This is a genomic window from Streptomyces sp. NPDC008125 (genome assembly GCF_042957125.1).
Lineage (GTDB): Bacteria > Actinomycetota > Actinomycetes > Streptomycetales > Streptomycetaceae > Streptomyces.
In genome coordinates this window covers 60,896-74,261 of the sequence record NZ_JBIBHR010000012.1, presented here as the reverse complement: position 1 = coordinate 74,261, position 13,366 = coordinate 60,896, and the positions used below count along the sequence as shown (strand labels likewise).

General features: G+C 71.3%; 11 protein-coding genes and 1 tRNA gene. 9 read left to right on the top strand and 3 right to left on the bottom strand.

From position 1 onward, the window contains the following. Together ACFZAX_RS21235 and ACFZAX_RS21230 are read left to right on the top strand one after the other, a co-directional pair. On the top strand, positions 1-681 hold the full coding sequence (locus ACFZAX_RS21235) for an AIM24 family protein (RefSeq protein ID WP_387373254.1): 681 nt from the start codon (positions 1-3) through the stop codon (positions 679-681). Positions 682-697: 16 nt separating this feature from the next. Next, complete coding sequence (locus ACFZAX_RS21230) at positions 698-1,444, top strand: AIM24 family protein (protein WP_327177877.1); 747 nt, start codon at positions 698-700, stop codon at positions 1,442-1,444. A 94-nt stretch (positions 1,445-1,538) separates the two neighbouring features. On the opposite strand, the gene ACFZAX_RS21225 is transcribed toward ACFZAX_RS21230, so the two are convergent. Next, complete coding sequence (locus tag ACFZAX_RS21225; protein ID WP_390963392.1) at positions 1,539-2,075, bottom strand: NUDIX domain-containing protein; 537 nt, start codon at positions 2,073-2,075, stop codon at positions 1,539-1,541. After that, the gene (locus ACFZAX_RS21220) at positions 2,072-3,601 is read right to left on the bottom strand and encodes a zinc-dependent metalloprotease (protein ID WP_390963391.1); all 1,530 of its coding nucleotides are present in this window, start codon (positions 3,599-3,601) and stop codon (positions 2,072-2,074) included. The genes ACFZAX_RS21225 and ACFZAX_RS21220 overlap by 4 nt, the downstream gene beginning before the upstream one ends. A 191-nt stretch (positions 3,602-3,792) precedes the next feature. Here ACFZAX_RS21220 and ACFZAX_RS21215 point away from each other — a divergent pair, with 191 nt between their 5' ends. From ACFZAX_RS21215 to ACFZAX_RS21200, 4 genes are all read left to right on the top strand, one after another. Beyond that, positions 3,793-4,935, top strand: coding sequence for an NAD-dependent epimerase/dehydratase family protein (locus ACFZAX_RS21215; protein WP_390963390.1), 1,143 nt, complete (start codon positions 3,793-3,795; stop codon positions 4,933-4,935). A gap of 93 nt (positions 4,936-5,028) precedes the next feature. Next, positions 5,029-5,490 (top strand): molybdenum cofactor biosynthesis protein MoaE, encoded by a 462-nt coding sequence (locus tag ACFZAX_RS21210; protein WP_390963389.1) that lies wholly within the window; start codon positions 5,029-5,031, stop codon positions 5,488-5,490. 159 nt (positions 5,491-5,649) lie between these two features. Next, positions 5,650-5,820 (top strand): hypothetical protein, encoded by a 171-nt coding sequence (locus ACFZAX_RS21205; RefSeq protein ID WP_390963388.1) that lies wholly within the window; start codon positions 5,650-5,652, stop codon positions 5,818-5,820. A gap of 199 nt (positions 5,821-6,019) precedes the next feature. Then, on the top strand, positions 6,020-7,108 hold the full coding sequence (locus ACFZAX_RS21200) for a PDZ domain-containing protein (RefSeq protein WP_390963387.1): 1,089 nt from the start codon (positions 6,020-6,022) through the stop codon (positions 7,106-7,108). Positions 7,109-7,208: 100 nt separating this feature from the next. On the opposite strand, the gene ACFZAX_RS21195 is transcribed toward ACFZAX_RS21200, so the two are convergent. Then, on the bottom strand, positions 7,209-7,769 hold the full coding sequence (locus ACFZAX_RS21195) for a PPA1309 family protein (protein ID WP_390963386.1): 561 nt from the start codon (positions 7,767-7,769) through the stop codon (positions 7,209-7,211). A gap of 135 nt (positions 7,770-7,904) precedes the next feature. Here ACFZAX_RS21195 and ACFZAX_RS21190 point away from each other — a divergent pair, with 135 nt between their 5' ends. The 3 genes from ACFZAX_RS21190 to ACFZAX_RS21180 all read left to right on the top strand — a co-directional run bounded on the left by ACFZAX_RS21190 (position 7,905) and on the right by ACFZAX_RS21180 (position 13,278). Next, positions 7,905-10,853 (top strand): UPF0182 family protein, encoded by a 2,949-nt coding sequence (locus ACFZAX_RS21190; protein ID WP_390963627.1) that lies wholly within the window; start codon positions 7,905-7,907, stop codon positions 10,851-10,853. A gap of 42 nt (positions 10,854-10,895) precedes the next feature. After that, positions 10,896-10,969, top strand: a tRNA-Met gene (locus ACFZAX_RS21185). A gap of 209 nt (positions 10,970-11,178) precedes the next feature. Next, positions 11,179-13,278, top strand: a complete 2,100-nt coding sequence (locus tag ACFZAX_RS21180; RefSeq protein WP_390963385.1) for a tetratricopeptide repeat protein — start codon at positions 11,179-11,181, stop codon at positions 13,276-13,278. Positions 13,279-13,366 lie beyond the last annotated feature (88 nt).

Below are 13,366 nucleotides of genomic sequence, written 5' to 3'. Positions count from 1 at the left end.
ATGAACCAGCAACTCGCGGGCTACGCCCCGACCCCCGTCACCGCGCGGATGGAGAACCACGGCCACTCGATGCTCAAGGTGGCCATGGCCACCGGCCAGGACCTCTACGCCCGTACGGGTTCGATGGTGGCCTACGAAGGCTTCATCCAGTACGAACCCAACCCGCCCGCCGTCCGTCAGATCGCCTCCCAGTGGGTCACCGGCGAGGGTGCCCCCGTCATGAAGTGCTCCGGCGACGGGCTGCTCTACCTCGCCGACTACGGCGCCGACGTGGTCGTCATCAACCTCAACAACGAGTCGATCTCGGTCAACGGCACCAACCTCCTCGCCTTCGACGCCCACCTGGGCTGGGGCGTGGAGCGGGTCAAGGGGATGGCGAAGTTCGCCGGCCAGGGCCTGTGGAACGTGGTCGTGGAGGGCACCGGATGGGTGGCCATCACCTCCCGGGGCACCCCGATCGTGGTCGACTGCGGGCGGGGCGAGGACGAGACGTACGTCGATCCGGACGCGCTCGTCGCCTGGTCGCCGAATCTCAAGGTCAAGGGCAAGCGGAGCTTCAAGGCGAGCGCGCTCATCGGGCGCGGCAGCGGCGAGGCGTACCAGATGGCCTTCTCGGGCCAGGGCATCGTCGTCGTCCAGCCGAGCGAGGACAGCACCGACCGCCTCCGCGTCCGGTCCTGAAGGGAGGAGAGACACCATGCAGAGTCCGCTTTTCGCCCACACCGAGCAGCAGTCCTCGGAGCGGTACACCGTCCAGAATCCGCAGCTGCTGCGGGTCTCCCTGACGGGCAGCGACGCCGTGCTGGCCCGCAAGGGCGCCATGGTCGCCTACCAGGGGCTGATGGAGTTCGACGGTGAGTACCAGTCGAACTCGCAGCGCAACGCCCGCGCCCGCACGGGCGAGGGCCTCGACCTGATGCGCTGCACCGGCCAGGGCACCGTGTACTTCGCCAACCTCGCGCAGTACATCCACGTCCTCGACGTCGACCACGCGGGGCTGACGGTCGACAGCGCCTACGTCCTGGCGCTCGACTCCTCGCTGCACACCGAGGTCATCGCGGTGGACAGCCAGTACGGCATCTCCGGCACCGGCAAGTACCAGCTCAACATCACCGGCACCGGCAAGATCGCGCTGATGACCTCGGGCCAGCCGCTGATGCTCCAGGTCACGCCGGACAAGTACGTCAACGCCGACGCGGACGCCATCGTCGCCTGGTCCAGCTCGCTCCGGGTCCAGATGCAGGCGCAGACGCACTCCTCGGGCGTCATGCGCAGGCGGGGCAACACCGGCGAGGGCTGGGAGCTGAGCTTCCTCGGCGAGGGCTTCGCCCTGGTCCAGCCCAGCGAGGTCATGCCCCCGCAGAACGCCCAGATCGGTCAGGGCATCCGCGGTCAGTACGGCGTGGGCTCGCAGAACCAGAACCAGAACAACGCCTGGAACTGATCCACCGGCGGCCACGCACCAGGCACCCGGCACACGACCAGGGGCGGTCCCTCCACGAGAGGGACCGCCCCTGCGGCGTACCCGAAGGCCCTGGTCAGAGCGCGGCGCGGGCCGCCTCCAGCAGCTTGACCACCGACGTGTCGGCCACCTCGGCGACCTCGTCGTAGGCGAACCAGCGCAGGTCCAGCGACTCCTCGCTGATCCGCTGGGTGGCACCGGCCGGGGCCAGCGCGGCGTACTGCACGTCGAGGTGCCAGTGGCACGGCGCCGGGATCGGATGCCGGTCCAGGCGCACCGGGCCGCCGGCCGGCAGCACCAGGCCGTCGATCCCGGACTCCTCGGTGGCCTCCCGCAGCGCGGCGTCCGCGAGCGTGGCGTCCTCCGGCTCGCAGTGGCCGCCCATCTGGAGCCACATGCCGAGCTTCTTGTGCAGGGTGAGCAGCACCCGGCCCGCCGCCGGGTCCAGCACCAGTGCGCTGGCGGTCAGATGCCCCGCCCCGCACGCCTTCCACATCCCGTCGGGGTGGGCGTCCAGGTGGTCGAGGTAGGTCTGGCGGAGCTCCGCCTGACCGGCGTCCGTGCCGTCCCCGTACGCCTTGAGCACGAGGGAGGCGTCGTGGTGCAGGCTCACCGGTCCGTGTCGCCCTTCGGGTCCGAGCCGTCCCGGCCGTCGCCTTCGGCCCCATCGGCGCCATCGGCCGCGGTGTCCTCGGCCGCGGTGTCCTCGGCCGCCGAATCCTCGGCCGCCGAATCCTTGGACGCCGTGCCCTTGGACGCCGTGCCCTTGGACGCGGCACCGCCGCTCGCGGCCTCGCCGAGCATCTTGTCGAGCTCGGAGAAGTCCAGCTGCTCGTGGTGGACGAAGCCGTCCGGGTCGTCCAGGTCCTGGGCGGTCGGCAACATGTCCGGGTGCTCCCAGAGGCCGTCACGGCCCTCGACGCCCCGGGCGTCGGTGAGCGAGGCCCACAGACGCGAGGCGTCCCGCAGCCGGCGCGGGCGCAGCTTCAGCCCGATGAGCGTGGCGAAGGTCTGCTCCGCGGGACCGCCCGACGCACGGCGACGGCGCATCGTCTCGCGCAGGGCGTCCGCCGAGCCCAGACGGGGCTTGGCCGCCTCGTGGACCACCGCGTCCACCCACCCCTCGACCAGCGCGAGCGCCGTCTCCAGACGGGCCAGCGAGGCCTTCTGCTCCGGGGTGTCCTCCGGCTGGAACATGCCCTGCTGGAGGGCGTCCTGGAGCTGCTGGGGCTCCGAGGGGTCGAACTGCCCGACGACGTCCTCCAGCTTGGAGGTGTCGACCTTGATGCCGCGCGCGTACGACTCCACGGCGCCGTACAGGTGGGAGCGGAGCCACGGGACGTGCGCGAAGAGGCGCTGGTGGGCGGCCTCGCGCAGGGCGAGGTAGAGCCGCACCTCCTCCAGCGGGACGCTCAGGTCCTTGCCGAGGCGCTCGACGTTCAGCGGGAGCAGCGCCGCCTTGCCGGCCGGACCGAGCGGCAGCCCGATGTCCGTGGAACCGACGACCTCGCCCGCGAGGACGCCCACCGCCTGCCCGATCTGCTGGCCGAACATGGCGCCGCCCATCGACCGCATCATGCCGATCAGCGGGCCGGCCATCGCCTGCATCTCTTCGGGCAGCACGTCGCCCATGGCCATACCGACCCGCTCGGCGACCGGGTCCACCAGCTGCTGCCACGCCGGGAGGGACGCCTCGACCCACTCCGCGCGACTCCAGGCCACGGTGGTGACCGCGCCGGAGGGCAGCGAGGTCACGCCGTCCAGCCAGTGGTCGGCCAGTCGCAGCGCCTCGTCGACGGCAGCGCGCTCGGCCGGACCGACGCTCGCGTCCTTGCTGCCGTCCTGGGTGCCCTGCGAGACCGTCTGGCGGGCGATCTGCTTGGCCATGTCCCAGTTGACCGGACCGCCCTCGTAGCTCAGCATCTGGCCGAGCTGCTGGAAGGCGGCGCCCAGGTCGTTCGGGTTCATCGAACCGAACATGGCCGCGAACGGGTTGTCCCCGGCGGCACCGGGACCGAAGCCGAACGGGTTCGCCGGTCCGCTCTGACCCTGCCCACCTTCGATGGGGTCCTTCTTCTTGCCGTCGCCGTTCTCCGGCTCCTCCGGCGGAAGGCCGAATCCGAATGGGGTGTCACTCACGGGTTTCCTCGGCTCGTAGGGCCGCCGGCTGGAACCGGCGGCGATGCCCGGCTTGTCACCATCCAGCGTAGACACCCGCTCCGGCTCAGGGGCTCAGTGCTCCGCCGGGACGCGGGCTGCGGCAGGATGGACGCCACCAGGTACGCACGCCTCGCTGGGTACGTACTGAAGACAACCGCTGGAGACGCCTGGTGAGTTCCCCAGATCCTCAGGTTCGCGGAGCGCGAAACCTGACCGACCCCACGACCGGCAGGAAGCCCGAGAAAAACATTTCCGGGAAGCGGGGCCCCGTCGTCGCGGTCACCGGCGCGGCGACCGGAGTGGGGGCGCTGCTGACCGCGCACCTCGCCGCGTCGGACGAGATCGGGGGGGTCGTCGCGATCGACGAGCGGCGCGCGGACGTCCCCGGAGTGACCTGGCACGTCCTCGACGTGCGGGATCCCGCCATCGCCGAGAAACTGCGCGGCGCGGACGTCGTGGTGCACCTCGCCGTCGACCTCGACCTGGAGACCGACGCGGTGGCCCGTACGGCGTACAACGTGCGCGGCACCCAGACCGTGCTGACCGCCGCCGCGGCCGCGGGCGTCCACCGGGTCGTGCTCTGCACCTCCGCGATGGTCTATGGCGCCCTGCCCGACAACGACATCCCGCTCTCCGAGGACGCCGAACTGCGTGCCACGGCGGAGGCCACCGGCGTCGGCGACCTTCTGGAGATCGAACGCCTGGGCCGCCGCGCCCCGCGAGCCCACCCCGGTCTGAACGTCACCGTCGTCCGCCCGGCCGTCCTGGTCGGCGGCACGGACACCGCGCTCACCCGCTACTTCGAGTCGCCCCGCCTGCTCGTGGTGGCCGGATCACGGCCCACCTGGCAGTTCTGCCACGTGGAGGACCTGGTCAGCGCCCTGGAGTACGCGGCGCTGGAGTTGATCGACGGGGAGTTCGCGGTCGGCTGCGACGGATGGCTGGAGCAGGAGCAGGTCGAGGAGCTCAGCGGGGTACGCCGGATGGAGCTGCCCTCCGCCGTCGCGCTGGGCGCGGCGGCCCGGCTGCACCGGATCGGGCTGACCCCCTCTCCGGCCGGCGACCTCGCCTACACGATGCACCCCTGGGTGGTCAGCGTGGGCCGGCTGCACGACGCCGGCTGGCGGCCCCGCTGGACCAACGAGGACGTGCTGGCCGCGCTTCTCGAAGAGGTGGAGGGCCGCCACACGCTGGCCGGCCGCCGACTCGGCCGCAAGGACGCCACCGCGGCGGGCGCCGCCGGGGCGACGGTCGCGCTGCTCGGCACCGCCGCCCTGGTCCGCCGCGCCCGCAAGGCCCGCCGCCGGATCTGAGGACGGCCACGGAGCACGCGACCCGGCACACGGCGGAACGCGCGGCGGAACACGTGTTTCCGTCGCGGCCGCCGCGTGCGGCACCATGGCCCCATGGCATCTCTCGACGATCACCCCGGCGAGCGGGCGGCGGCCGACCCCGTCCGGCTCCTCGCGATCCGCGACACCCCGCTCTCCGTCGACGAGGTCTTCAGGGCGGTGGGCGACGACGCGGCCGGCGGGATCGCCCTCTTCGTCGGTACGGTGCGCAACCACGACGGGGGCCAGGACGTCGGGGCCCTCGGCTACTCCTGCCATCCGTCCGCCGAGGACGAGCTGCGCAGGGTCGCCGAGAAGGTCGTCGCGGACTTCCCGGTCCGGGCGCTGGCCGCCGTCCATCGAGTGGGTGAACTGGACGTGGGCGATCTGGCGGTCGTGGTGGCCGTGGCCTGCCCGCACCGCGCGGAGGCGTTCGACGCCTGCCGGAAGCTGATCGACGACCTCAAGCACGAGGTCCCGATCTGGAAGCACCAGCGCTTCCTGGACGGGACCGAGGAGTGGGTCGGAGCCTGCTGAACCGTCGGTACGACCGGTCCGAAGATCCACGGCCGCAAACCGTACGGACACGGATCAGGCCCGATTTGCGTAACCGCCCCCCTGCCACGAGCGTTGGTCCTGCCGCTGGTTAGTCTGCAGACCGTCAGTTGCGGTCGCTCATGGGGTAGGGAGGTCGTAGTGGCAGCACTCGCATGGCTCTTGATTCCGCTTTTCGCCGCTCTCGGCGCGGCGATATGGGGAGGCTGGGCCGCACGCAACCGCACGACCGGCGATGTCACCGAACTCGCCGGGTACGCCCGCTTCCGAGAAGCGATGGAGAAATCGCACTCCGGTTCCGACGCCGTCTGACGCATGACGGTCACCGGAGTCGCCGCACCGGACGTACGCGATCGCCAACCGGGCGACGCCCCACGACGTCCCCGCTCCCGCCGCGCACGTCCCGCGCCACGAGCGGACCGTGGGCCTCCGCAACGCCCCCCGCCCCCGCCGACCCCGTACGGACCGGCCCCGGCGGTGGACTGACAGGTGCTTCCCGTACTGTCGTTCCATGCCACGCCGCACCGCGACGATGCTCGCCTCGACCCTCATCTTCTTCGCGCTTCTCTGCGTGGGCGTGCTGATGCCCGTGCCGTACGCGGAGATGTCACCGGGGCCGACCGTCAACACCCTGGGCGACGCGAGCGGCGAGCCCGTACTGAAGATCTCCGGTCGCAAGACGTACCCGACGTCGGGGCACCTCAACATGACGACGGTCCGCGTCACCGGAGCGGACTACAGCATGAACCTGTTCGAGGCCCTGTACGGCTGGCTGGCCCACGACGGCGTGATCGTGCCCCACGACACCCTCTACCCGGACGGGAAGACCGAGGAGCAGTCGACGCAGGAGAACGCCGAGGAGTTCAGCCAGTCCCAGGAGAGCGCCAAGGTCGCCGCCCTGAAGGAGCTGCACATCCCGGTGACCAGCCGTGTCATCGTGTCGACCGTCGTGAAGGGCGGCGCGGCCGAGGGCAGGCTCCACGCGGGCGACGTGATCGAGTCGGTGGACGGTACCCGGATCAAGGACCCGGCGGACGTCGCAGAGCTCGTGAGCAAGCACGACCCGGGTCAGAAGGTGACGTTCACCGTCGTCCCGGCCGAGCGGGCCGCCGCGGCCGAGAAGGCCGGGAAAGAGCCCGAGGGCACCAACGACGTCACCCTCACCACCCGCAAGGCGGACGACGACGGCCGCGCGATCGTCGGCATCCAGGCCGGGACCGACCACACCTTCCCGTTCGACATCGACATCAACCTCGCCGACGTCGGCGGCCCGAGCGCCGGGCTGATGTTCTCGCTCGGCATCGTCGACAAGCTCACTCCGGGGCAGCTCACCGGCGGGAAGTTCGTCGCGGGCACCGGCACCATCGACGACGACGGCACGGTCGGACCGATCGGCGGCATCACCATGAAGCTGATCGGCGCCCGGAACGCCGGGGCGAGGTACTTCCTCACTCCCGACGAGAACTGCGCCGACGCCGCGGCCGACACCCCGTCCGGTCTCACCCTGGTCCGGGTCAAGACGATGGCCGACGCCAAGAAGTCCCTGGACAGGATCCGCACCGGGGACACCGCCGCGCTGCCGAGCTGCTCCACGGGCTGACCCCGAGGGGCTGTCCCGTCATCCCTGGTGGACGCCACGGACGACGGGACAGCCCTGCGGCTCCGGGATCCCCGCGCGGGCTGACCCCGGAGGCACGCCCTCAGGACTCGAAGGTCGCCGCCAGCGCGTCGGCCAGCCCCGGGACGAGCGCCGGGCCCGTGAGGACCTCGCTCGCGGAGTCCTTCTCCCGCAGCCGGATCGCGGACTCGCGCTTGCCGTTCCGCAGTACGGCCACCGTCATCCGGACCTCCTGCCGTTCCGGGTGCGCCGCCACCCACGCGGTCAGCTTCTTGCCGGTGAGCCCTTCGGGCACGGAGGCCTCGGCGGACGGCGGCAGCATGAGCCGCTCCACCGTCAGCGCGCACCCCGCCACCCCGGCCGGCCAGGCGATCGTGGCGAGGAACTCGTCCAGCGGCTTGCCGGAGGGGATCTCCTCCTGCTCGACGGGGGTGAAGGCGGCGGGCACCTTACCGTCCGCGCCGAGCCCGAGCTGGGCGGCGAGGCCCGGCTCCTGGACGCGCAGGCTGGCGGTGTCGACGAGGGCGAAAAGGCGGGCGGGACGGTCCCATCCGAGTCCGGCTGCGTACTCGTCGATTTCGAGCACCGCGACGGTGAGGGGATTCGAGGCCATCGGAGGGCCTGAGGGAGAAACGTTGGGCATGGCAATATCCTGCCTCCTTTCGCACCCGGAACGGGAACTAGGTAAAGCCTCCGTAAGTTGCAAGGAAGGGCTCTACGATCGCTGAGCCCGTTCCACACGACCCCGAAGTACGAGGTGCGCACGTTGGCTTTCCAGATGCCGGACCGCGGCGGAGGCCCGACCGGGCCACGGATCAGAGTCGGCCGCCCGTCCCGGCGTGCCCGTACCCTTCTCATGACGCTCGGCGTCCTCGCGGCGCTCGGTATGGCGTTCGTCATGTTCTCCGGGTTCTGGACCGACTGGCTCTGGTACCGCTCGGTGTCGTACTCGTCGGTCTTCACCACGACGCTGTGGACCAAGATCGGTCTGTTCCTCGTCTTCGGACTGCTGATGGCGCTCGCCGTCGGTCTCAACGTCTGGCTCGCCCACCGGCTCCGGCCGCCGCTGAGCGCGATGTCGCTGGAGCAGCAGAGCCTGGACCGCTACCGCATGGGTGTCGCCCCGTTCAAGAAGTGGGTGCTCCTCGCGGTCACCGCGCTCATCGGGCTGATCTCCGGGGCCTCCGCCTCGGGCCAGTGGCGCACCTGGCTGATGTACGTCAACGGCGTCTCCTTCGGGCAGAAGGACCCCCAGTTCAAGCTGGACGTCTCCTTCTACGCCTTCGACCTGCCGTGGTACCGCTTCCTGCTCGGCTTCGGCTTCGCCGCGGTCGTGCTGTCGCTCATCGCCGCGGCCCTGACGCACTACCTCTACGGCGGCCTGCGGATCACCAGCCCCGGCGCCCGCGCGACCGGCGCGGCCACCGGCCACCTCTCGGTGCTGCTGGGCGTCTTCGTCTCGCTGAAGGCCGTGGCGTACTGGCTGGACCGGTACGGACTGGCCGTGAAGTCCAGTGACTTCAAGGCCACCGACAACTGGACCGGTCTGCGGTACGTCGACGCCAACGCCTACCTTCCGGCGAAGACGATCCTGTTCTGCATCGCCGTCATCTGCGCCGTGCTCTTCTTCGCGACGCTCTGGCGGCGCACCTGGCAGCTCCCGGTGATCGGCTTCGGGCTGATGGTCCTCTCGGCCATCCTGATCGGCGGGCTCTACCCGGCGATCGTCCAGAAGTTCCAGGTCCAGCCGAACGAGCAGGCCAAGGAAGCCCCGTTCATCCAGAAGAACATCAAGGCGACGCGCGACGCGTACGACATCGACGACGCACAGGTCGACGACTACGCGGGCAAGAGCACGGAGACCGAGGGCGCCGCGCTGCGCACCCAGGCCGACGCCGCCGCGAGTTACCGCGTGATGGACCCCAACGTCGTCTCCCCGGCGTTCCAGCAGCTCCAGCAGAAGCGGAACTACTACCAGTTCCCGGCGACGCTGGACGTGGACCGCTACGAAGAGGACGGCAAGGAGCAGGACACCGTCGTCGGTCTGCGCGAGCTCAACCTCGCGGGCCTGCCCAAGCGGAACTGGATCAACGACCACTTCACGTACACCCACGGCTACGGCGCCATCGCGGCCAAGGGCACCAGCACGGGCACCAACCCCGTCGGCTCCCCGGATTTCACCGAGTCCGGACTGCCGACGACGGGCAAGCTCGGCGAGTACGAACAGCGGATCTACTACGGCGAGAAGACCGAGCAGTACTCCATCGTCGGCGGGCCCCAGAAGGAGCTCGACTACGAGGACGACGGCGAGAAGACCACCAGTTACCAGGGTGACAGCGGGGTCAGCCTCGCCAGTGCCTTCAACCGCGCCGCCTACGCGGTCTCGTTCAGCGAGCCGCAGATCCTCTACTCGGGGGCCATCGGCGACGGCTCGCGGATCCTCTACAACCGCACGCCCAAGGAGCGCGTCGAGGCGGTCGCCCCGTGGCTGACCATCGACGGCGACGCCTACCCGGCGGTCGTCGACCACCGGATCCAGTGGATCGTCGACGCGTACACCACGACCAACGGCTACCCGTACGCCTCGCGTACGACGCTGGGCGACACCACGGCCGACTCGCTGACGACCAACCAGCGCGCGGTCGTCGCCCAGCAGAACCAGGTCAACTACATCCGCAACTCGGTGAAGGCCACCGTCGACGCGTACGACGGCACCGTCACGCTCTACGAGTGGGACACGAAGGACCCGGTCCTCAAGACCTGGCGCAAGGCGTTCCCCGGGACGGTGAAGGACAAGTCCGCCATCCCGAAGGAACTCATGGACCACCTGCGGTACCCGCAGGACCTGTTCAAGGTCCAGCGGGAGCTGCTGACCCGCTACCACGTCACCAACCCCGCCCAGTTCTACAGCGGCAGTGACGCGTGGCAGGTGCCGGACGACCCGACCGACAAGAAACCGGGTTCCGTTCCGCCGTACTACCTCTCCATGAAGATGCCGGACCAGGACCAGCAGACGTTCTCGCTGACCACGACGTTCACCCCGAGAGGCCGTCCCGACCTCGGGGCGTTCATGGCGGTGGACGCCGACGCGGCCAGCGACGACTACGGCACGATCAGACTCCTCAGAGTCACCAACACGGTGAAGGGGCCCGGGCAGGTACAGAGCGAGCTCAACGGCAACGACGACGTCGCCGAGTTCGTGCGGAACCTCAAGGGCACCGACTCGGACATCGAGTACGGCAACCTCCTCACCGTGCCCCTGGACGGCGGGTTCCTCTACATCGAGCCGGTCTACACGCGCGGTGGCAACCAGAACTACCCGCTGCTGCGCAAGGTGGCCGCCTCGTTCGGATCGAAGATCGTCTTCGAGAACAGTCTCGACGAGGCGCTGAACGCGGTCTTCGACGTGGACAGCGGTACGACCCGGCCGACCGAGCCCACCGAGCCGACGAAGCCGAACGAGCCGACCAAGCCACCGGCCACCGGTGACGCGGCGCTCAAGGCGGCCATCGCGGACGCCCAGAAGGCGTACGACGCCGGCCAGAAGGCGCTCCAGGAGCGGAATTGGTCGGCCTACGGCGAGGCCCAGGAGGACCTGCAGAACGCCCTGGAGCGGGCCGCCGAGGCCCAGTCCGGGGCGGGCGGTTCCGCGGCCGGCTCGGGCTCGGGCGGTACGGCCCGGGACACGGCCACCTCGGCCGAGGGGGCCGCCGACCAGGGCAGCTGAGAAAACCCATCCCCGCGTCGTGGTACTGTTTGAACACAACGACGCGGGGTGGAGCAGCTCGGTAGCTCGCTGGGCTCATAACCCAGAGGTCGCAGGTTCAAATCCTGTCCCCGCTACTGAAAGACGAAGGCCCGGATCCACTGGATCCGGGCCTTCGTCATGTCGTGTCGCCTTCGTGGAGAGTGGGCGTGAAGCGCGGTTCGCGGGGCACCAGTTGCCAGGGGTCGTGTTTGACTTGTCTCTCTGTGGGCATGTCGACAAAACGCTGAAGTGACCTCACTGTCCGCGATATACCAGGTGTACGCGGGTTACAGGTGGTGCGACGATGGTATTTATGGGGGACAGGGCAACTCTGTTGGAGACAGGGCGGTTTGTGCAACGGCGGACACGGGGCCCCAAGGGGGCGTCGGCCGCGGCGTCGGCCGTGGTCACCGCCGGGGCGGCGGGGGACGCCGAGCAGGCCGTGGACAGTGACGACTTCACCACCGGGGCCACCGAGACGACGGGGGTCACCGTCACGCCAGGAATCACGGACGCCGCCGGGGCCTCGGGCGCGGCCGACATCACCGACGCCGGGGACACCGCCGGAGCGATCGGCACCGTCGATCCGGCCGAGTCCACGGAGACCGCCGAGTCGGCCGAAGCCGAGGAGCGCCACCGGCGCGCCGCCGACGCGGGCGACACCGCTTCGATGAGCGTCGTCGGCGCGCTGCTGCTGCGCCGGGGCGAACTCGACGCCGCCGAGCCCTATCTGCGCGGGGCCACCGCCGACGGCGACCGGGCCGCCGCCAACAACCTCGGCGTCCTGCTTCACCAGCGCGGCTACCCGGACGAGGCGGCCGGCTGGTGGCGCATCGCGGCCGTCGCCGGATCCGCCTCCGCCGCGCACGCGCTCGGCCGGCACCTGCGCGAGCGGGGCGACGAGCCGGGCGCCGAGTACTGGCTGCGCCAGTCCGCCGAACAGGGCCACGCGCTGGGTGCCTATGCCCTCGCCGATCTGCTGGAGCACCGCAGCGACGTGGGCGCCGAGCGCTGGCTGCGCGCCGCCGCCGAGCAGGGGCACCGGGAGGCCGCGTACCGCCTGGCCCGGACCATCGAGCGCAACGCCGTCGAGGACCCGCACCAGGCCTTCGGGCTCGGGAGGGTGCCCGTCGAGCCCCCGGCGAACGCCGTCGGTGCCGCCGGCGACGGCCCGGTCGCGGGCCCCGCCGAGGGGCGCGTCGGCGAGGCCGAGCAGTGGTACCGGCAGGCCGCGGCCCGCGGGCACCGCCGCGCCGCGCTGCACCTCGGCGCCATCCTGGAGCGGCGCGGCGAGCTCAAGGAGGCCGGCCGCTGGTACCTCACCTCCGCACGGGCCGGAGAGGCGCGCGCGGCGTGCGCCCTCGCCTTCCTGCTCCGTGACGTCGGCGACGTGGAGAGCGCCGCTGTGTGGTGGCTGCGCGCCGCCCAGGAGGGGGACGGCAACGCCGCCAACGCGCTGGGCGCCCTGCACGCCGACCGGGGCGAGCCGCAGACCGCCGAGCGGTGGTACCGGGCCGCCCTGGACGCGGGCGACGTGAACGGGGCGTACAACCTCGGGCTGCTCTGCGCCGCCCAGGACCGCACCCCGCAGGCCGAGCAGTGGTACCGCCGGGCCGCCTACGCGGGCCACCGCGAGGCGTCCAACGCGCTCGCCGTGCTGCTCCTCCAGGCCGGGGACGCGACCGGCGCCGAACCCTGGTTCTCCAAGGCTGCCGAGGCGGGCAGCGTGGACGCCGCCTTCAACCTCGGCATCCTGCACGCGGGCCGGGACGAGGACCACGCGGCGCTGGGCTGGTACAAGCGCGCGGCAGCCGCCGGACACACCGACGCGGCACTCCAGGTCGCCATGGCGCTGCTGCGCCGGGGTGAGGACCAGGAGGCCGAACGCCATCTGCGTACCGCGGCCGGCGGGGGCAGCGCCGAGGCTGCCTTCCGGCTGGCCGGGGTCCTCGACGCGCGCCGCCCGCCGCGAGCGACGCCGGTGCTCGGCGAGCCGATGCCGGAGAAGACCGAGTGCGAGGAGTGGTACGAGCGCGCCGCCGAGCAGGGCCACCGCCGCGCCCAGGTCCGGGTCGGCATGCTCTGCGCCGCCCGCGGCGACGTGGAGAGCGCCGCCCGCTGGTACCGCGAGGCCGCCGAGGCGGGCAGCCGCAACGGCGCCTTCAACCTCGGGCTGCTGCTGGCCCGCGAGGGCAGCGAGCGTGAGGCGGCCCTCTGGTGGAGCCGCGCCGCCAACGACGGCCACGGCCGGGCGGCGCTCCGCCTCGCGCTGCTCGCCGCCCGCCGGGGCGAGCTCACCGAGGGGCAGCGCTGGTGCGCCCGCGCGGTCGAGCTGGGACCCGCAGAGGTCGCGGAGCGCGCCGCCCGCCTCCGGGAGGCGCTGCACCAGGAGCTCACGGCGTGAGCGGACGCCCGCCGGGACGCGCCGCGTGCCCCGGCGGTCACCCCTGCTGAATGGATTTGCCACGGCCGAGCGGGTGACGTAATGTTGC

What these genes read in the sequence shown, in the direction of transcription:
- ACFZAX_RS21190 (WP_390963627.1), top strand. Translation starts at nt 7,905, where the DNA reads ATGCCGGACCGCGGCGGAGGCCCGACCGGGCCACGGATCAGAGTCGGC.
- ACFZAX_RS21200 (WP_390963387.1), top strand. Translation starts at nt 6,020, where the DNA reads ATGCCACGCCGCACCGCGACGATGCTCGCCTCGACCCTCATCTTCTTC.
- ACFZAX_RS21195 (WP_390963386.1), bottom strand. Translation starts at nt 7,769, where the DNA reads ATGCCCAACGTTTCTCCCTCAGGCCCTCCGATGGCCTCGAATCCCCTC.
- ACFZAX_RS21230 (WP_327177877.1), top strand. Translation starts at nt 698, where the DNA reads ATGCAGAGTCCGCTTTTCGCCCACACCGAGCAGCAGTCCTCGGAGCGG.
- ACFZAX_RS21210 (WP_390963389.1), top strand. Translation starts at nt 5,029, where the DNA reads ATGGCATCTCTCGACGATCACCCCGGCGAGCGGGCGGCGGCCGACCCC.
- ACFZAX_RS21235 (WP_387373254.1), top strand. Translation starts at nt 1, where the DNA reads ATGAACCAGCAACTCGCGGGCTACGCCCCGACCCCCGTCACCGCGCGG.
- ACFZAX_RS21180 (WP_390963385.1), top strand. Translation starts at nt 11,179, where the DNA reads ATGGTATTTATGGGGGACAGGGCAACTCTGTTGGAGACAGGGCGGTTT.